At 43.3% G+C, this 18,166-nt stretch carries 16 protein-coding genes and 1 rRNA gene; 9 read left to right on the top strand and 8 right to left on the bottom strand.

The window, feature by feature from the left end:
* The first annotated feature begins 60 nt into the window (after positions 1-60).
* Positions 61-1,434 (top strand): glycosyltransferase family protein, encoded by a 1,374-nt coding sequence (locus ABVF09_RS18225; RefSeq protein ID WP_237648574.1) that lies wholly within the window; start codon positions 61-63, stop codon positions 1,432-1,434.
* Positions 1,435-1,896: 462 nt separating this feature from the next.
* Here ABVF09_RS18225 and ABVF09_RS18220 read toward each other — a convergent pair whose 3' ends face one another.
* The 3 genes from ABVF09_RS18220 to ABVF09_RS18210 are packed head-to-tail and all read right to left on the bottom strand — an operon-like array spanning position 1,897 to position 4,780.
* Positions 1,897-2,589, bottom strand: a complete 693-nt coding sequence (locus ABVF09_RS18220; RefSeq protein WP_026571888.1) for an N-acetyltransferase — start codon at positions 2,587-2,589, stop codon at positions 1,897-1,899.
* A gap of 23 nt (positions 2,590-2,612) precedes the next feature.
* The gene (locus ABVF09_RS18215; RefSeq protein ID WP_371069799.1) at positions 2,613-3,677 is read right to left on the bottom strand and encodes a Gfo/Idh/MocA family protein; all 1,065 of its coding nucleotides are present in this window, start codon (positions 3,675-3,677) and stop codon (positions 2,613-2,615) included.
* Positions 3,674-4,780 (bottom strand): DegT/DnrJ/EryC1/StrS family aminotransferase, encoded by a 1,107-nt coding sequence (locus ABVF09_RS18210; RefSeq protein ID WP_026571890.1) that lies wholly within the window; start codon positions 4,778-4,780, stop codon positions 3,674-3,676. The genes ABVF09_RS18215 and ABVF09_RS18210 overlap by 4 nt, the downstream gene beginning before the upstream one ends.
* A gap of 226 nt (positions 4,781-5,006) precedes the next feature.
* On the opposite strand from ABVF09_RS18210, the gene ABVF09_RS18205 reads away from it, so the two are divergent.
* A complete protein-coding gene (locus ABVF09_RS18205; protein WP_371069798.1) occupies positions 5,007-6,335 on the top strand; it encodes a nucleotide sugar dehydrogenase in 1,329 nt (442 codons plus the stop codon).
* A 190-nt stretch (positions 6,336-6,525) separates the two neighbouring features.
* Here the strand turns inward: ABVF09_RS18205 and ABVF09_RS18200 are convergent, their stop codons facing one another.
* Entirely contained in the window at positions 6,526-8,025 is a 1,500-nt protein-coding gene (locus ABVF09_RS18200; RefSeq protein WP_371069797.1) for a hypothetical protein, read from the bottom strand.
* Positions 8,026-8,243: 218 nt separating this feature from the next.
* On the opposite strand from ABVF09_RS18200, the gene ABVF09_RS18195 reads away from it, so the two are divergent.
* Positions 8,244-8,978 carry a BMQ_0737 family morphogenetic spore coat protein gene (locus ABVF09_RS18195; protein ID WP_051382237.1) on the top strand — a complete coding sequence of 245 codons (735 nt, stop codon included), beginning with the start codon at positions 8,244-8,246 and terminating at the stop codon, positions 8,976-8,978.
* A 763-nt stretch (positions 8,979-9,741) separates the two neighbouring features.
* On the opposite strand, the gene ABVF09_RS18190 is transcribed toward ABVF09_RS18195, so the two are convergent.
* From ABVF09_RS18190 to ABVF09_RS18175, 4 genes are all read right to left on the bottom strand, one after another.
* Positions 9,742-10,749 (bottom strand): TIGR00341 family protein, encoded by a 1,008-nt coding sequence (locus ABVF09_RS18190; protein ID WP_026571892.1) that lies wholly within the window; start codon positions 10,747-10,749, stop codon positions 9,742-9,744.
* A gap of 575 nt (positions 10,750-11,324) precedes the next feature.
* Positions 11,325-11,825 (bottom strand): metallophosphoesterase family protein, encoded by a 501-nt coding sequence (locus tag ABVF09_RS18185; protein WP_026571893.1) that lies wholly within the window; start codon positions 11,823-11,825, stop codon positions 11,325-11,327.
* A 305-nt stretch (positions 11,826-12,130) separates the two neighbouring features.
* Complete coding sequence (locus ABVF09_RS18180) at positions 12,131-12,880, bottom strand: glucose 1-dehydrogenase (protein WP_026571894.1); 750 nt, start codon at positions 12,878-12,880, stop codon at positions 12,131-12,133.
* 87 nt (positions 12,881-12,967) lie between these two features.
* A complete protein-coding gene (locus ABVF09_RS18175) occupies positions 12,968-14,359 on the bottom strand; it encodes an alanine/glycine:cation symporter family protein (RefSeq protein WP_026571895.1) in 1,392 nt (463 codons plus the stop codon).
* Positions 14,360-14,516: 157 nt separating this feature from the next.
* Between ABVF09_RS18175 and ABVF09_RS18170 the strand changes: the two genes are divergently transcribed.
* The 6 genes from ABVF09_RS18170 to ABVF09_RS18145 form a co-directional block, all read left to right on the top strand.
* Complete coding sequence (locus ABVF09_RS18170) at positions 14,517-14,843, top strand: thioredoxin family protein (protein WP_371069796.1); 327 nt, start codon at positions 14,517-14,519, stop codon at positions 14,841-14,843.
* A gap of 77 nt (positions 14,844-14,920) precedes the next feature.
* A complete protein-coding gene (locus ABVF09_RS18165) occupies positions 14,921-15,442 on the top strand; it encodes a DUF421 domain-containing protein (RefSeq protein WP_371069795.1) in 522 nt (173 codons plus the stop codon).
* A 59-nt stretch (positions 15,443-15,501) separates the two neighbouring features.
* Positions 15,502-15,846 carry an MGMT family protein gene (locus ABVF09_RS18160; protein WP_268744601.1) on the top strand — a complete coding sequence of 115 codons (345 nt, stop codon included), beginning with the start codon at positions 15,502-15,504 and terminating at the stop codon, positions 15,844-15,846.
* A complete protein-coding gene (locus ABVF09_RS18155; protein WP_371069794.1) occupies positions 15,818-16,813 on the top strand; it encodes a phosphotransferase enzyme family protein in 996 nt (331 codons plus the stop codon). Before ABVF09_RS18160 ends, ABVF09_RS18155 begins: the two co-directional genes overlap by 29 nt.
* A 205-nt stretch (positions 16,814-17,018) precedes the next feature.
* On the top strand, positions 17,019-17,474 hold the full coding sequence (locus tag ABVF09_RS18150) for a CBO0543 family protein (RefSeq protein ID WP_026571899.1): 456 nt from the start codon (positions 17,019-17,021) through the stop codon (positions 17,472-17,474).
* A 352-nt stretch (positions 17,475-17,826) separates the two neighbouring features.
* Positions 17,827-18,166, top strand: a 16S ribosomal RNA gene (locus tag ABVF09_RS18145); the annotation flags it as partial.

The raw sequence follows: 18,166 nt of genomic DNA, 5'->3' as shown, positions 1-18,166 counted from the left end.
ACTTTGGAATCAACCGTTCATACACTATTACAAAACGGAATAAAAAGGGAGTAATAGATGATGGTTCCTTTCGTTGAGAAAATTAAAAGATTGTTAGGGGTCCATAATGAAGTAGAGGCCAAAGCAAAAATTAAAAGGTTTGAGGATGACCGTCAGTTCGCTGCGGAATATTATGCTTTACATGCATTTCTGGCAATCAAGGATTGTCTCCTTCCACAAGGTTGGTTGTGGTGTTGGCGGGGATTGGATAAATTCTCCGGGGATAAACAACTTCTGCAACTAATGGATTTAATCAATAATGAATTGGGAAGGGGTGGAATACCTACAAGATTTTCCGCCAATAGTAAAAACACAATAGACCAGGAAACTACCTGGACGAAAATTGAGAACGGGAATAAATTGAAAATATTGCAAGGATCAATGGAAATAGCGAATCAAATGCATACAATTTCAAAGGGCACCTCCCGAATGGATCTCATCAATCATACTTTGAACTATTATCCCGCTTATTTGGGTTATGTCTCTGATTATACCTGGCCGATTGCAGGGAAATTGCGCAATCCAGGTTTTAATAACACCTTGAAGCGGTTGACGGCCGATATTGTGCCCTTTTATGATTTTTTTCACTTTCATTTCGGTAAAACACTTACACTTGATCATTCCGACTTGGATGTGATAAAACATCAAAATAAAGGCGTCATCATGCATCACTGGGGCAGTGAAGTCCGTTTGTTGTCCACAGCGAAAAAAAGCAACCCTTATGCAAAAGTGAAAATCGCGGATGAAAGCATGCTCAAGCGGAATCTGGCATTTTTTTCAGGAAAAATACCACACTGCATCGTTGCTGATGAAGAGATGTATCAGTACGTAAAAGATTATTATCCAAAGGTATCCGTTGTGCCGTTGATGATTGACTTGGAAAAATACAAACCGCTTGAAGTTGCACCGCCGCTTCCTGACAGACCGTTGAAAATTGTCCACGCTCCTACTTCTCCGGAAATCAAAGGTACTCCTTATGTTGTAAGTGCCATCGAGAAGTTGAAAACCGAATATTCTTTTGAATTTACGTTGGTGCAAAAAATGTCGCATGAACAGGCAAGGATGGAATATCAGAAAGCGGATTTGGTGATTGACCAACTGCACATCGGCAGTTATGGTTTGCTGGCTGTCGAATCAATGGCGATGGGTAAGCCGGTTATCTGCTGGATCAGCGATTTTATGAAAGAAAAATATCCAGCCGATTTACCAATTATTCCGGCTAACCCGGATTCGATAGAGACCATCTTACGCAGTCTATTGCAACACCCTGAACAATTGGACGAAATCGGTCGGAAGAGCCGTATTTACACGGAAAGACACCATGATATGATGAAAAACAGTCAGTTGATTTTTGATATTTATCAGGAAGAATCATCTGCCAATGGAAATTCCTGAACTCCCGAATCGCTCTTCGATGGATGCTTGCCGCGGGCACGGCCTCAGCTAACTTGGTCAAGAAAATCACTTGACCAAGTGGATCTTCGGCTCGCGCTGTTCCCGCAGGCGTCACCATCGAACGCTCAACGTGGAATCAACAGAGGTAAAACGAAAAAGCGTGATTTTCTTTGTTTTACCGCTTTTTTAAAATTCTACTTTTTCAAAGACCTTCCGTTTTTCAGTGGACTCAGAAAGCGGTTGGTGCTTTCTGAGGAAGTTTGAAGCCGTGCTCTTGGAACGTGCAGTATCTTGCCGTAGCGATTCGAAGCAAGAATTAAACGGCAGGATAAAAAGAAGTCTATCAAAGGAATATACAAATAAAAACCGAACGATCCGATTAGTGTTTAGGATTCGTTCGGTTTCTTGCTTCGATGGGCCAGCTTTTATCCTGGCCTCATTGTTTGCAGTTGTCCCCCTCGATCAATCTAACTGTTTTGCTGGATTTCCAACTACTGTTTTCCCTTGTTTTACATTTTTGGTAACCACTGCTCCAGCTCCGACAATGGCATTTTCTTCGATTGTGATTCCCGGGAGGAGAGTTGCGTTATTGCCAATTTTTGCTCCTTTTTTCAATACAGGCCCTCGATGCCGATAATTTCCCTCGCCCATATATTTATCATTTGAGGAAGAGCAGCAGGGACCGATAAATACATCGTCTTCAATTACCATATCTGCCGTTATATAGGCGTTTGTTTGAACTGTCACCCGCTTGCCGATGCATGTATTGTTTTCCACCGTCGCATTTCTTCCAATAATGCTGTCTTTTGCTACTTCGGTATTTTCCCTGATGCTGGCCAGGTCTCCAACCAGAACCCCCTGGTGGAGGACGGCGCCTTGGTAGATGACGCAATTTCCACCGATGGACACATCATCGCTGATTACTAATGGATTTAATTCTTCTGAGGGTTTTCTGGCCATCTTATTGTTGGCCATCGGCTGTTTACCCAAGCAGGTCAAATCGCCTATATAGACATTGCTGCCGATAATCGTTCCTTTATGAATAACGACATTGCTGCCAACAGTTGTATTGTCTCCGATGATGACTTCGGGGCCGATGACAGCATTTTCACCAAACGAAACGTTTTTTCCGATCCATGCACTTTGATGAATCATTCACTCACTTCCCATTTTTAAAATTAATCAAGCATTGTTTTAGTTGAAAAGGAGGAAAGGGGCAAAGGGATGACTTTTCCTTGCTGATGGGAACGGTAAAGGCCGAAAATCAACTCCAGTGCCTTTTTCCCTTCTTCTCCAGTTACCAGCAAACAGGCATTTTCCTCCAATGATTCGATGAAATTCTCGTACATCCGGCAGTGTTCCTCTTTTCTTTCTGCCAGCTCTTTCAGTTCTTCTGATAATCGCTCATGGCCTTGTATATAACACCTATCGATTTTATCCAATCCAGGACCGCCGATGCTGACGGTCCCTTTCTCGGCGAAGATCGACAATTGGTACCCGATATTCACTGGTTTGGTGACGGTATTTGCATCTATTACTCCTTTTACATTATTGGAAAAGCTGATGATCCCGGTTGCAACATCTTCTATATCTTTTACGTCATGTGAATGGTTGGCAATTTCTCCATAAATAGTTATAGGTTCACCGAGCAGCCATACCAGTAAATCAACAAGGTGGATACCTTGATTGACAAGCATTCCGCCGTCCATAGACCAGCTGCCGCGCCAGTCGGCAGCTTGAAAGTAATCCTTGCTGCGGTTGATGCGAATCGATGCTACTCCCATATAGAGTTTTCCGAAGTACCCTTCTTGGATCAGTTCCTTTAAGCGGGACATGAACGGTCGATAACGCATCTGATGACAGACAAGTACTTTTCGATTGTTGACTTGTGCCAGCTTGTTGATTTCATCTGCATCTTGTAAGGACAGGGAGATTGGTTTTTCGAGAATAATATGTTTTTGAAGCTGTAGAGCTTGTTTTGCTATTTCCGCGTGCAATCCGCTGACCACTGCAATCACGACAATGTCTACTGTAGGGTCGCTCAGGAGATCGTGATAATCCGTATATTGCTTAATCGCTTGGGTTGTTTTCTTTTTGTCCCGGTATTCAGAAACAACAGCATCCATCCGCTCTTTTTGAAGATCACTGACTGCCGCTAATTTTGCATTGCTCAAGTTACTGATCGTTTCAATGTGTTTCTGGGCAATATATCCGCAGCCGATCAATCCAATGGAATAGTTCATTGCCTCTCATCCATTTCTCTTATAGCGGCGATTATTGACTGTTGTTCTTCGTCCTCAAGAAACGGGTGGATTGGAATTGCCAATAATCGGTTTGATAACTGCTCGGCCTCTGGAAAATCTCCTTGATTGTATCCTAACTTCTGATAAGCCACTTGAAGATGCAAGCAGCAGGGATAATAAATCCCTGTACTGATTTTTCGCTCTTGCAGGAAGACGGATGCTTCATCTCGATGATCTGCTTCCAGACAATATAAGTGATAGATATGTGTCCGGTCTGATTTTGGTCGAGGGGGTTTTATCGTATGCAGAGTCGAGAACGCCTCCGTATAGTTGTTTGCCAGTTTTGCCCGTCTGTTGTTCCAATCTTCAATATGCTGTAAACAAATGAGCAAGATAGCGGCATGCATTTCATCGAGCCTGCTGTTATAGCCTATCGTGTCATGATAATATTTCCGGTTACTTCCGTGGGCGCGCAGTTTCCTTATCTTTGCTGCAATGCGTTCGTCAGAAGTAGTGACCATTCCACCATCCCCCAGTGTGCCGAGATTTTTGGTGGGGAAGAAAGAGAAACAACCAGCGTCGGCCAGGCTGCCGACAGGCATTCCTTTATATAACGCGCCGAAGGCTTGACATGCATCCTCGATTACTGTCAGGTCGTGTTGTTTTGCAATGGCATTGATTTCATCCATATCGGCCGCCTGCCCGAACAAGTGAACAGGGATGATCGCTTTCGTACTCGGAGTGATTTTATCAGGTATCTTCTTCGGATCGATTGTAAAAGAATCAGAGGTGATATCAACAAAAACCGGGGTTGCGCCGACTCGTGTTATTGCTTCAGCTGTCGCAAAGAAAGTGAACGGACTGGTGATCACTTCGTCTCCTTCACCGATTCCCAACGCCTCAAGTGTCAGCAACAGCGCATCCGTTCCATTGCCAACCGCCACTGCTTCGTCAGTACCAATTCGACTGGCCACCTGCCTTTCCAATTCCGAAACTTTTGGACCGAGAATATAATTACCACTTCGTAACACATCGCTCACGGCTGCGAGTATGTCTTTTTCAATCGTGGTGAATTGTCTTTTCAGATTGATTAATGGAATCATCGTTTGTCTCCTTTGCTTTCAAATTTAAAATAATATCCGTTATACATTAACGTATTTACAGGTTGTTCCACCGGTAACGGCATTCATCTTATATCAGTGCTCAATCTATTATCTACTTGGCCGTAAACACTAGTAATAGTGCCTTTTTTGCGGATAGATTTGCACAGTACCCCTTTTGTTCTCATATAAGGTAATAGATTGACTGACAAACGAAAGGAACATTCAAATGAAAGCTGAACGGATAGGAAACAACCGAATAGAGAAAGGTGAGGGGAAGGCGCAGACAATTGGGGTTGTCGGACTTGGTTATGTAGGCCTTCCGGTTGCAATTGGTTTTTCGAAGCAATACAAGGTGATCGGCTTTGATGTGGATAAGCAAAAAATAGATTTACTCAAAAAGCACAACGATATAACAAGAGAAATAAGTAAGGAGGAATTGGCAGCTTCTGACATATATTTTACAAGTGATCAAACAGACTTATCATTGTGCGACTATATAATCGTTGCAGTACCTACACCGATAAATGAGCATAACGAACCGGATTTGCGTTATTTAATAGCAGCATCTGAAACAGTGGGAAGGAATTTGGCCGGTGGGGCAACAATCGTCTATGAATCAACAGTCTATCCTGGAGCCACAGAAGAAATATGCATTCCGGTTTTAGAGAAAACATCGGGATTGAAATCTGGTAAGGACTTCTTTGTAGCTTATTCGCCGGAAAGGATCAACCCAGGAGATAGACAGCATACGTTTCAACAAATTGAGAAAATTGTAGCGGCTCAAAATGAAGCAGTGTTGGAAAAAGTGGCGGCTTTGTATCAGAGTGTCATCGAAGCCCCCATTTACAAGGCGGAATCAATCAAAGTTGGAGAAACTGCGAAAGTGTTAGAAAACACACAGAGGGATATCAACATTGCCTTGATGAACGAGTTGGCAATGATTTGTGAAAGAGTCGGCATCGACACTTTCGATGTCCTTGAGGCTGCTGGAACAAAGTGGAATTTCCTTCCCTTTACACCGGGACTTGTCGGCGGACACTGTATTGGCGTAGATCCTTATTATTTGATTCATAAAGCAAAAGTAGTGGGTTACACTCCAGTATTTTTAGAAGCAGCTCGAAAAATCAACGATTCAATGGCAGGTTTTGTCCATCGTACGGTTCTTGATGATATTATCCGTTTCAAGTATGATTTGGAAAAACTTACAATCACGGTGATGGGCATAACTTTTAAAGAAAATGTCCCGGATACCAGAAACTCAAAAGCTTTGGAAATCGTCCAAATGCTGCTGGATGATGGTTTGTCGGTAAATATTTATGATCCAGTTGCAAATCCTGAGGAAGTTGAGAACGAATTAGGGATTTCGTTGACTGAAAGAAAAAACCTGCAGCCAGCCGACATTCTTCTCGTTCTGGTGCCACATCAGGAATTTTTAACCATGACTGCTAAGGAGATTTCCGGATTTGTGAAAAAGGATCGAGCGCTGGTATTTGATTTGAAAAACATTTGGAGAAATCATCAGTTGCCTTCATTCATTAATCGTAAAACTCTTTAAAAGAAGAGACTGGGACAAAAGCTGAAGCCGTACCCGTGGGAATGAGTAGTATCTACAAAGCAAGCACCAAACAACAGGGAAAAAGAAAACAGAAATATAAAAAATGAACGAATTCGATTGATATAGAATTCGTTCATTTTTTGTTTTTGGTGGCCATGCTTTTGTCCCGGACCATAGAATAACCGGTTTGTCAGAAATTCACTTTATCCCAAAATTTCTTGAAGAACGACTTTTTCTCTTCTGTAGATTGTGAGTGATCTTTCTTGGCTGCTTCTGTTTGAACAGATGGTTTTATTTCTGCCGACTTTTGATTTTTGACTTTCCCCTGATTTATTGATTGGGGCGTGGGTGAGGTTGTTTTTACCGTGTGCGATTCTGGTTTTTCCGATTTATGTGACTCTGCTTTTGGTAGTTGCGATCGCTTCCTTTCCGCGCCCATAGATTCAGGGTTAACAACCGACTCAGCTGTAATATTTGCTGCTTTGTGAATGCCTCTTTGTTGGTCTGATTTTTCAGGGGCGCTCTGCTCTTTTTGATGTTGGGCTTCTGGTGGTTTGGTTGATGCCTCTTTTTGTGCTGTTTCCTCTCTGGATTTCTCTGCAGCTTTTGCTGCTTCTTGTTCCTTTATTTTCTGCAAAAACGCGCGCTTATCTGCTTCGCTTTTTAAAGAGATTGGTTGTTCTGATTTTGCTGCCGTTGGTATTGCTTGTGTGCTCGGTTTCGTCGGCCGGATTTGCGGGCTCATGTTATTTGCTGTTGTGTCAGTGCCTAAACTAGAACGTTTTTTGCTTTGAACAGGTGGGGCATGATTTTTCTTTCCCTTCCTATCTATAACGGGGACGACAGAAGCGCCTTGTAAGTCCCGATAATTGAACTGTGGCTGCTTTGTTGAAGGATTATACGGGTTTGCGACAGGATTTTGCGGTAATACCGGCTCCTTTCGTCTTGGCTTAGGGGATGGGGAGGGGGACTCCGATTCCGTCGTCGATTGTTTTTGCTCCTTCATCAATTTCTTCATTTCGGCAATTTCTGCCTGAAGTTTTTCCAACAAATCCGTCTGAAAAGGATTTTGTTGATTGGGAGAGGTCGATGCTGGCGGTATCGGCTTACCATGTTCTTGTGGCTGTGTCTGTGCAGGGGTTGAATCCTTCTGGACCGGCTCCTTCAGATGGTTGAGAAATGTGGAAGAAGCTGCGGGTTCGTGTTTTGGGTTTTGGTCATCCATCGCCTGATCGTACTCCTTTCTTTTCTTATTCAGCGGCCTGCCGCTGGCTTCAGATATTTTTTGATCCAAGTAATATAGCAGTTGAAAGAGAATGGCTACACTGTCATGCATCGTTTCTGCCTGGGAACGTTTATGACCGTCTGACAGGACAAAGTGCAGGCTTTCATTTTCGTCGGCTGGAGCGTCTTCCGTTTGATTTGATTTCTGTCTCCACTCCGCAAGTTCTCTCTCTTTTTGCTCCAGGGCTTTGCTTAATAGTCGATTCTTTTTTTCATATTGTTTGATGGTTTCTGAATGAGTATGATTTTGCCACTCAGATTTCTCAAGAAGTTCCCGGTATTTTTCCTGTAATTGCTGATAATCCTGACTACAATCATTTTCCTGATAACTCCTGATCATTTTTTTATATTTACGTTGTTGGATTAGTAGGTGATTGATCTCCTCCTTGCTATAACTTTTCACCAATTAGTCACCTCTTCACCCATAATATATAGAATATAGTATGAGGCTGTTTTCTGGGTTGTGACAGTTATCCTTATCAGCCTTCCAAGCTTTCATAACAAATTAGATAGACGCCCTTTTTTAAACAAATTAACTAGAAATAGACTATTGGCATGTAGCAAGGCAGGGTTTATAACATAATTTGTTACTGAATAAAAATTATTATAAAGGAGTCGATAAACTTGGAGAGCCAATCTTTGCAGGGAGCACAAGAGCTTCTATGTATAAACACTGAAAAAGTTTACGATTGGGTAATCTTACAAGCGAATGTCAGCCAAAACGTACTTGCTGCAGCTCTTGGTACGCTGCCTATCGATCCGTGCGGACCTACTGTCAGCAATTTGACAACAACTTGTTATTTAGTGGATCCAGTGACCGGAGAGGAATTGGATTTAAATGCAGAAATCCCTGTCGATGAGCTTGGAGAAAGAGAGGATCGGACTTTTGTTATCGATGGAGCGCTAGTGACTTTGCAACGGGTCACTTTCACAAAACCGCTTTCCGTGATTATAGAATTCAGCGGTTTGACCGGTACAACGCCATTCGTCGAAATCAGTGATCCGATTTCCATTGATATCCCGGAATCTCTTTACCTATGCGCACCGGAAGGTACCCGAATCGCTGTAAGACTATCTGATCTGGATTGCAGTGTCAATGTCAATTGTACAGCAGGAGCATTAACAAGCGTTGACATCGTACTTGGAATTTGTCAAAGTGTACAGTCATTGGCCGATGTCACTATCGAATTAGTAGCAGATTTCTGCCAGCCTCGGGATGTCTTGGTGGAGCAATGCCCTACTCCGGCTATTCCGCCGCAGTGCCCTGTATTGTTCCCTGGCAATGGCGACAATGGCAATGGACCTACAGGACCAGCATCTTCCCCGACAACACTTACCAGGCCAAATACCAACAGTTAACCGAGATGAAAAAACAGCTGTTTCCTTCGGAGGAACAGCTGTTTTTGTATGTTATCAGGGAATTTGTTTTGGCATAAAAAATAGGAAATACGCCGAAATGGGAAGAGCCATTGCCTATTTAAAAAGTGTGTTACCCAACGCTTCGACAGCATACTTCGCCGTTTTCCGCGGACACGGCTTCAGCTAACTTGGCAAAGAAAATCTTCAGCTCGCACTGTTCCCACTGGGGTCTGCTTATGCTCCCTGCGCTAAGGAGCAGGCTATAACAGAAGCGTAGACTTTTTCCTTGAGACTCAACAAGCCATCTTAAAAACGTTTGTCAGGAAATAGGTATTTCTTTTCATAAAAGACAGTTGGAGTTCCGTCTTTTCACCTGTTCTTGGACTTTCTGCTTGTTTTCCTAGCTGTGTCTTTTGATAAAACAGGTATGTAGGTACCATGAATAAAATAGTCTTGTACACGGTTTTAAACAGAAAGCTGTTCCTGGCGAAGAAAGTACCCGGAGACTCCTCGAAAATACAAAACAATTTTCTTCGTGCGATGCATCGCTGCCGCAGCCTTCCTTGTCCCGCGGGAGGAAAGGCCTCGGTGAGATCCCGCAGAGCGTCAGCTCGAGGAAGCTCACCAGCCGCCCGCGGAAAGCGCAAGGTATTTTCGCAGCGTCGAACTCCAACTCAACAAAAGTGGAAGTAAGGAAGACGCATTCAAACTATGTATCAGTTTTTTCGCTACTACTGCGATTAGCAAGGGGACGAAGCGTCTGTTAAAACTGAATGAAGAAGATGGCGGTGGCAAGAATAAGAATAATCGCGGAAACGAAATAAAGCGAATATTTTCTCGATGTTGAGGCCGTCTTGATCTCCTGCCAATTGACGGGTTTTATCCCACTGAACCAAAACACGAGAATAGCGGAAAGCGTAATGGAATTAACGTTGACAAGTAATAACAGGAGAGGCGTAAGGGCATTGTTCCAGGCGGCTGCACCAATCATCATTCCTAATACAATTGCCGGGGGAAGCAACGCAACGGAAACCATGACACCGACCAATGCTTCGGAAGCCCGTTTGATAAAAGATAATGCGCCAGCTGCACCAGCAGCCAAGGCAACCGCAATATCGATTATTTGAATGTCAGTACGGGATAAAAACTCCTGACTGTTTGCCGGCAATGGGAAGAAGAATCCAAAGCTTGCCGCAATCAGCAAAGGAATCATCAGCCCGTATAGTGAAGTGATCACCGACTGGCGCATGAGCTGATAGTCGCCCAGGACAGAGGCAAAAGCGGAGGAGGTAAATGGCCCGATCAATGGAGCGATCACCATGGCACCAATCACGATTGCCGGGCTGTCTTTAATGATCCCCACTGTCGCGACGACAGAAGACAGCAATAGAAACCAGGTGAAACTCTTGGTTATCTCGCTTGATGAGTGAACAACGTTATATAATTCCTGTCTGCTGGCCCGGATCAATTCAGCATGACTGGAAGCTTCTTCCTCTTTCTCTTCTGCTGTGTCGTCCTCTTCAGCAATCCTGGGGATATAGGCTGGAAGATTGAACAATAAAGCTTTGATTTCATCATTATGTTCGGCATTGAGTTCTAAAAAATTCAATATTTCCTCCGAGTCACTCGCCTTTACTAGAACACGGACAAGAGAGTATTTTTCGGATTCGTTGGAATGCCAATGGGTTACGATTGGAAGCTCTTGTAACTGCCGATGGAAATTTTCCATACTCTTTTTTGGTAAGTAGACTTCGATTAATTGCAGTTTCATGTTCCCACCCCTGACCAAATGAATCGATGCTAGAATATTGTTTGCATTTTATGCTGCAGGTATTATGTCAGTGATTGATAGGTGATAAAGGAGATGAGTGTCAGTCATTCGTTATGATTTCATCTGTACTTAATCCCACGCTTACCGTAAAAGAACGAAGAAATCTTTTAGGATAGTAAGGATATCAAGAATGCATACCTGCGATATGAGTCGATTATTAGGAGAGTGACCGTCTAATTGTAGGGTCTAATTTGTTGCGCGTCTACTTTATACAATCTGCTAATTTCTTGCATTTATACATAAGAAGAGACTGGAATAAAATCATCGTGACAAAATAAAAACCGAACGATGTTTTTCGGTATTCAATCGCGGAAACGTACCGGAGATAAGATAGGGAACATGCTCCTATGGGGAAAAAGCCTTTTGCTTTCTAAAGAAATGCGGTGCCGTTGGACGCGTAGTATCTTACCGTAGCGATTCGAAAAAGAGAACAGAAAAATAAAACGAACGGATTTAGAATCCGTTCGCTTTTTGCTTTGGTGGTCATATTTTTTCCTGACTTCTTCAGGGGAAAATTAACTTTTATCCTCATAAAAAATATGCTTGAGATCGAAACCATTATCAGCGAGTTGCAACACACCGTAGGAAAACTGAGGCTGCCTCCGTTTATCGGTCGGCGAACCAGGATTGAATAACGTCGTTCCATTCACGTCTTTCAAGACAGGAATATGGGAATGGCCAAAAATGATGATATCGACAGGTTTTGTTTGAAAAGCGGTCAACGCTCGCTTTTCCGTGGTTCCTCCTTTACCGTCCCCATGCGTGATGCCGATTGTAACTCCATTTCGTTCGATTACTTCCTTACGATTAAGTCTTTCTTGCAGTTCGGCTCCGTCGGCATTTCCCGTCACTCCTACCACTGGAGCATGTTGTTGCAATTCTTCGAGCAATTCTACACTTTGCCAGTCTCCGGCATGAATAATCAAATCTGCCTTTTCCAAACCCAGCTTCACTTGCCGTGGCAGCTTTTTGGCCATCCGGGGCATGTGGGTATCAGAAAGAATGACAATCTCCATCGTCTTGTCTCCTATCTATTTGAGTGTTTCCAGACGGAGACACTACTCCGTCCTCGGTCCGAGTGAAATTCAATCTGTTAGCTGTTATGTATTCTTTTCAAGCGGTCTATACTGAAGATATCAACAGAACAGGAGGGATTTCTTATGATGAATGAATACGAACTTCAGCAAATCATCGATGCCCGGCGTCCTCGATAAACCCACAAATATTATGATAAAGGAGTTTGGCCAATGGGCATCGTATTGACGATTTAAACCTCTTCCTTACGCAACTGGTAAAGGGAGGGGTTTTTCATTGCAGTGTTTCAATGTTCATAGAGCATCTTTCTAGTCATGCCACCATCAAGGATAAAATTTTCCCCGGTCACAAAATCGTTTTTTGGGTCAGTCAAAAAAAGGCAGGCACGAGCGACATCTTCCGGTTTTCCCACTCGTTTCGCAGGGTGCTGTTCATGGTCGATGGGGCGTAAATCCTCGTAACTTCCTGTTTCTATCCATCCGGGACTGATTGCGTTCACTCTTATGCGAGCTTCGCTTAGCGAGATGGACAAAGCATGGGTCAATGCAGATATGCCGCCTTTAGATGCAGCATAAGCTTCCGAGTCAGCTTCTGACATAAAGGCCCTGGTCGAAGCGATATTGACAATCGATCCTCCCTCAGGGTTGCGCCGCATTTGTTTGGCAGCTTGTCGGGCGCAGAGGAAACTCCCTCTCAAATTGGTGTTGATCACATCATCCCATTCTTCCACAGTTACATCATATACGTTTGTAAATCGGGAAACCCCTGCATTGTTGATTAAAATATCAATATTCCCAAAAGTATCGACAGTTTGCTTTACAAGACGCTCAATATCTTCCGGTTGGCGGACATCTGTTTCAACAAACATGCTGATGCCGCCTTTCTTTTCGATTTGCGTGACGGCAGCTTTTCCAGCTTCCACATCTTTTTCAGCTACTACTATTCTGGCTCCGTTTTCACCGTAAGCTGCCGCAACGGCAGCACCGATTCCGTTTCCGGCTCCGGTGACAATGACGGTTTTATCTGTAAAGGACATTCCCGTTCCTTCCTTTCAATCGAGGGTTTTCCGATATAATACCACGGATGACGTTGGCGGCTGAATAAAATGCATTTCCTGGCCGGGTTATTTATCCGAAAACAACCGGACGGTCGGTTCTCCGTGCTTTTCTTTGTATATTCTTTCAATATAATCTTCTGTAATCGCTTTTACCTCCTTATTCAAGAATAGCAGTGGGAAGATATTGGCCAAAACAACGAAGGCGAGTACTAAGTCAAGAAATTGCCAGACAAACTGCAGACCACCGATTGCGCCTACAAATACAGAAACGATATAGACAATCCGCATAACCTTGGCTACTTTTAATCCAAATAGGTACTCCACCTGTTTTTCTCCGTAGAAAAGCAGGACGCCCAACGTAGTGAGGACAAAGAACAAAAGAAATATCGCGATAAAGGATCCGGCAAAGCTATTGCCGAATAAGTCGGCGAAGGCAATAGTGATCATGTTTGATGCATCATCGGCTCCGACATCCTGCCAGGCTCCAGTCACTAACACCGCAATCCCGGAAACAGAACAAATGACAATCGTATCGACGAATACACTGACTATTCCCCATATTGCTTGTTTGGAAGGATGGTCTGTTTGTGCTGCCGCATGGGCGATCGGTGCTGTCCCGACTCCGGCTTCATTGGAATATAATCCCCGGGCAATTCCCCAGCGCAGAGCCTGAGCAATCCCGGCACCTGCAAACCCTCCGGCTGCTGATACGGGGGTGAATGCGTGGGTGAAAATCAACCCGAAAACATGGGGAAGCTGATCCGCGTGAGCCAAAATAACGGAAAGAGCTGCCAGTAAGTAAGAAATGACCATGAAGGGGACGAGCTTGTCTGTTACATTGCCAATCCGCTTGATACCCCCAAATACAATCAGGGCTATAAAAATAGTTATAATGATGCCGGAAAGCCACGTCGGCCAGCCGAATGCTCCTTCAACTTGTGTGGCGATAGAATTGGATTGGACCATGGAGCTTGGTATGACTTCCAGCATGAGGAATAATGCAAATAAGAAGGCGACTTTATCCCAGCCGAGGGCTTTTTTTATGTAGTATTGCGGTCCGCCTACCCATTCTCCTTCTTTGTTTTTCTCGCGGTATTTTAAACCTAAAGCAATTTCGGCATATTTTGTGGCCATGCCAATCAATGCAACGATCCACATCCAAAAGAGTGCGCCCGGTCCACCGAGAGCGATCGCGACAGGTACTCCCACTATGTTGGTGGCTCCTGCGGTTGAGGCTAAGGCAGAGGTGAAAGCCTGGAAGGGGGTGATCGATCCTTTGTGCTTGTTCTTTTTAAATATCTGACCAATCGTTTGGTTTAAAATATGCCCGAAAAAACGAAACTGGAAAAATTTGAGACGGATAGTCAAAAATAAACCGGTGAAAATTAATAAGATAGAAAGTAAATACGTCCATAAAAAATCAGAAACAACGGCAACGAGGTTCTCTAAAACTTCCATTTTTCTTTATCATTCCAATCTTCAGATTTATGAAACTGCTTAATGATGATTAATACCCTGTCTCCCGCGTTTTTAATCCCCCATTTTTGCCTCAATATGCATTCATGTTCCTATAACGTTCTTATAGGGTATCATTTTGTTGAAAGGAGAATGTTCGATGCAGAAAGCAGATACTTTGGAAGAAATAGAAAGTCAAATATGTAAACACCGCTTCGTTCTGTTACTGATATCCAGACCAGATTGCTCCGTCTGTCAGGCTGTAAGGCCGCAAATAGAACAACTGTTGGCAAAGAAAAGTAAAATCTATGGAATATATATCAATGCTGATGAGGTAACAGAAGTCGCCGGTGCTTACTCTGTATTCACTGTTCCAGTCGTAATTGTACTTGCCGAGGGGAAGGAGATGCTGCGTAAAGCACGTTTCATTCCTATGGGAGAAATGGAAATACAATTGACGCGGCTTATCTCTACCTATATAGAATGATGTGCAGCATGATTGTTTGAGGTGGAGACTAAACAGGAAAATACACCAAAAAACAATGGAGAAGGAGAGAAGCAATCATGTTTTCGTTTACCTGGCCATCTATCGGCAGAGTTGTTTTAATCGGAATACTGGCCTATGTCGCTCTGATTGTACTGTTGCGAATAACCGGCAAACGCACGCTGACGAAATTGAATGCGTTCGATTTGGTGGTAACGGTGGCGATTGGTTCTACGCTTGCTACCATTCTATTAAATCAGAAGGTTTCTATTTTTCAGGGCGTAACGGCGCTTGCCACTCTTGTGTTTTTGCAATTCACTTTTGCCTGGTCTTCCATAAGAAGTTCCTTTATCAATCGCTTAATCAAAGCAGAGCCTAAATTGTTGTTTTACCAAGGATCCTTTTTCGAGCGTGAAATGACGAAAGAGAGGATCCAACGTATTGAAGTTTTGCAGGCGGTCCGTAACCAGGGGATGGCTTCTATGAATATGGTGGAAGCAGTCATACTGGAAACCGACGGAAGTATGTCCATCTTAAAGAAAAGTCCAAATCAATCTCAAGACGCGCTGAAAAATGTAAAAGGTTTTGATTCTTCATCGTGATAGTAGAGAAGAAAGACTGTATAATGTAACCAAAGGTTTTAGTGATGGAGGAAGTAACGGTGCACCAATTCACAGAAAAAACAATCAAGCTGATCCAGGGGATACCGGAAGGCAAAGTGATGAGCTATGGTCAAATTGCCAGATATGCCGGGAATGTCCGCGGTGCCAGGCAGGTGGCGCGGGTTTTGCATTCGATGAGCAGGAAACATCGTTTGCCTTGGCATCGGGTCGTCAATGCCAGAGGGGAAATAAGTGTGAAGGGAGAGGAACTATTTCAAACACAGAAACTTTCTTTGGAGTTAGAAGGGGTGGAAGTGGATAGCGGGGGAACTGTCAACTTGGATAAATTTCTTTACGAACCTGAGGTGGATGGGGATGGAAGCGCTGGTCAGTCGTCAGTTTAACAGTCAAGTAATGGAGTATTTCTTGAAAGTTTTTGGTTTGGAGAAGAAAACAAGAAAACTTGGTGATTTTGAAAACTATGTATATGAAGTAATTCGTGGAAGCGAACCGTTTATTTTACGAATCACTCATTGTTCCCATCGAGCCATTTCGGAAGTTGAAGCAGAGTTGGACTGGATTGAATATCTTGCAGAGCATGGTATCCATGTGTGCCGGCCATATTCATCTTTGAATGGACGGCTGATGGAAGTAAAGACAGCTGCAAATGGCACTGAATTTTATGGCTGCCTGTTCAGAAAGGCGCCGGGCCGTCGTATTGAATCCCCCGACTTGCCACTGAATGAAAAAATGATACATTCCTGGGGAAAGACCATCGGTGCGATGCACAAGTTAAGTAAATCCTATCACCTAAAGGAACAAGAAGGATACCGGAAGCAATGGCATCAAGACGATTTACTAGAAGTGGAAGCGCACATCCCGGCTTCTGAGTCAATTACTATAAGCCATGCTCGACAATTGGTCGAAATGTTATACAGGTTTCCGAAAACGAAAGACAATTATGGGTTGATTCATAATGATATTCATTCGGGAAACTTCCATTATGACGGGGAAAAAATCCATATATTCGATTTCGATGACAGCTGTTATCTTTGGTATGTATCAGACATCGCCATACCTGTTTATTACTCGCTTCAATTTAGCCCTTTGGAAAAGACCAGTCGGAAAAGGAATACGTTTGCTAAAGCTTTCCTCGCTATTTTTATAGAAGGATATCAGAAGGAGAACGAACTACCGGATCAATGGCGAGAACAGTTGAAGTGGATGCTCATGCTTCGTGATGTTACTTTGTATTCGGTATTGCATAAAAAAATCGCCCCGCAAGAACGTAATCAAAAGATCGGCCAGATCATGTCAGAGGTGAAAAACAGGATAGAACAGAAACAGCCTATAATAGATTGTTTTACATAAAGAGACGAAAGAGGGTAGGACCAAAGTCGGCGGTTTAAACCTGAATGATAATTCGAAAAGCAGCTAGGAATATACTCGTTCGTTTTTTAAATTTAGACATGGTACTTCACTATACTGAAGGAAGTAGATTTCGGATTAGGAAGCCTCCTTGTATAATAAAGTAGAAAATTGTCGAAAATAAAGAGGAGAAAGGAAGTGGTGGCAGTTGAGCTTCCATGTAATGTATGGTTTCCTTCTTCCTTGGATTATCGCGATCGTTCATTTATTTCGACATAACAAAACGATTCTTTTTTTGATTGCGCCTTTTTCCAGCATGCTTGCATTTACCGTGAATGAAATCGGAGTTTCACTTGGGTTTTGGAGTTTGGTATCTAAGCCGCCTTTCGATGGGACGTTGGCAATGCTGCCATACAATTTAGGGATATATCCTGTTTTGGCAAGCTATATGACTTTCTTTGCAAGCAATATAAGTAGATACTCCTTGTGGCTTGTATTTGGAATAGCATTGTTGACTACTTTCCTTGAATTATTAATGGTCGTAATGGACAGAGTGGAGTACGGGAATGGCTGGACGATTGGTTGGACATTTGTATCCTATGTCATTCCTTATTATTTAGTTTATCTATATTATCGGTGCTTAAAAATGTTGAGAGTGATTTGAGGTAGTCATACTGAAATGAATCTATTCAGGAATTTAATGCCATCAAAAAGAGTGTTGCATTTGAGGGGACTATCATGATATATTATGAAAGTTGCATCAGACAACAAGCAACTAACGAAAAACGTATTGACTTTTTGTGAATCAATATGGTATATTAATTAAGTTGCTGTTTTGAAGAAAACGTAAGTTATTTTGAAAAAGTTGTTGACTTCATTCTAGTAAACTGATATAATATTTAAGCTGTCGTTGAGGCGGCAAGCGACAATTTGATCTTTGAAAACTGAACAAAACAACCAGTATGTCAAGCAAGATATACAAGCTAGTTTTTTGAACGAGCAAGCAAGCTCATCTTTTTATGGAGAGTTTGATCTTGGCTCAGGACGAACGCTGGCGGCGTGCCTAATACATGCAAGTCGAGCGCGGGAAGCAGGCGGATCCCTTCGGGGTGAAACCTGTGGAACGAGCGGCGGACGGGTGAGTAACACGTGGGCAACCTGCCTGTAAGATCGGGATAACTCCGGGAAACCGGGGCTAATACCGGGTAATACCTTTCTCCGCATGGAGAAAGGTTGAAAGGCGGCCTTTTGGTTGTCACTTACAGATGGGCCCGCGGCGCATTAGCTAGTTGGTGGGGTAACGGCCTACCAAGGCAACGATGCGTAGCCGACCTGAGAGGGTGATCGGCCACACTG

Source organism: Sediminibacillus sp. JSM 1682029 (assembly GCF_041366435.1).
Taxonomy (GTDB): domain Bacteria; phylum Bacillota; class Bacilli; order Bacillales; family Amphibacillaceae; genus Sediminibacillus; species Sediminibacillus terrae.
Note: the sequence above shows the minus strand (reverse complement) of the source record. Positions and strands in the feature narration are given on the sequence as shown.

Excerpts from the sequence above, each read along its gene's own strand:
- ABVF09_RS18225 (WP_237648574.1), top strand. The coding sequence starts at position 61 with ATGGTTCCTTTCGTTGAGAAAATTAAAAGATTGTTAGGGGTCCATAAT.
- ABVF09_RS18220 (WP_026571888.1), bottom strand. The coding sequence starts at position 2,589 with ATGATTCATCAAAGTGCATGGATCGGAAAAAACGTTTCGTTTGGTGAA.
- ABVF09_RS18215 (WP_371069799.1), bottom strand. The coding sequence starts at position 3,677 with ATGAACTATTCCATTGGATTGATCGGCTGCGGATATATTGCCCAGAAA.
- ABVF09_RS18210 (WP_026571890.1), bottom strand. The coding sequence starts at position 4,780 with ATGATTCCATTAATCAATCTGAAAAGACAATTCACCACGATTGAAAAA.
- ABVF09_RS18205 (WP_371069798.1), top strand. The coding sequence starts at position 5,007 with ATGAAAGCTGAACGGATAGGAAACAACCGAATAGAGAAAGGTGAGGGG.
- ABVF09_RS18190 (WP_026571892.1), bottom strand. The coding sequence starts at position 10,749 with ATGAAACTGCAATTAATCGAAGTCTACTTACCAAAAAAGAGTATGGAA.
- ABVF09_RS18185 (WP_026571893.1), bottom strand. The coding sequence starts at position 11,825 with ATGGAGATTGTCATTCTTTCTGATACCCACATGCCCCGGATGGCCAAA.
- ABVF09_RS18180 (WP_026571894.1), bottom strand. The coding sequence starts at position 12,880 with ATGTCCTTTACAGATAAAACCGTCATTGTCACCGGAGCCGGAAACGGA.
- ABVF09_RS18175 (WP_026571895.1), bottom strand. The coding sequence starts at position 14,359 with ATGGAAGTTTTAGAGAACCTCGTTGCCGTTGTTTCTGATTTTTTATGG.
- ABVF09_RS18170 (WP_371069796.1), top strand. The coding sequence starts at position 14,517 with ATGCAGAAAGCAGATACTTTGGAAGAAATAGAAAGTCAAATATGTAAA.
- ABVF09_RS18165 (WP_371069795.1), top strand. The coding sequence starts at position 14,921 with ATGTTTTCGTTTACCTGGCCATCTATCGGCAGAGTTGTTTTAATCGGA.
- ABVF09_RS18155 (WP_371069794.1), top strand. The coding sequence starts at position 15,818 with ATGGAAGCGCTGGTCAGTCGTCAGTTTAACAGTCAAGTAATGGAGTAT.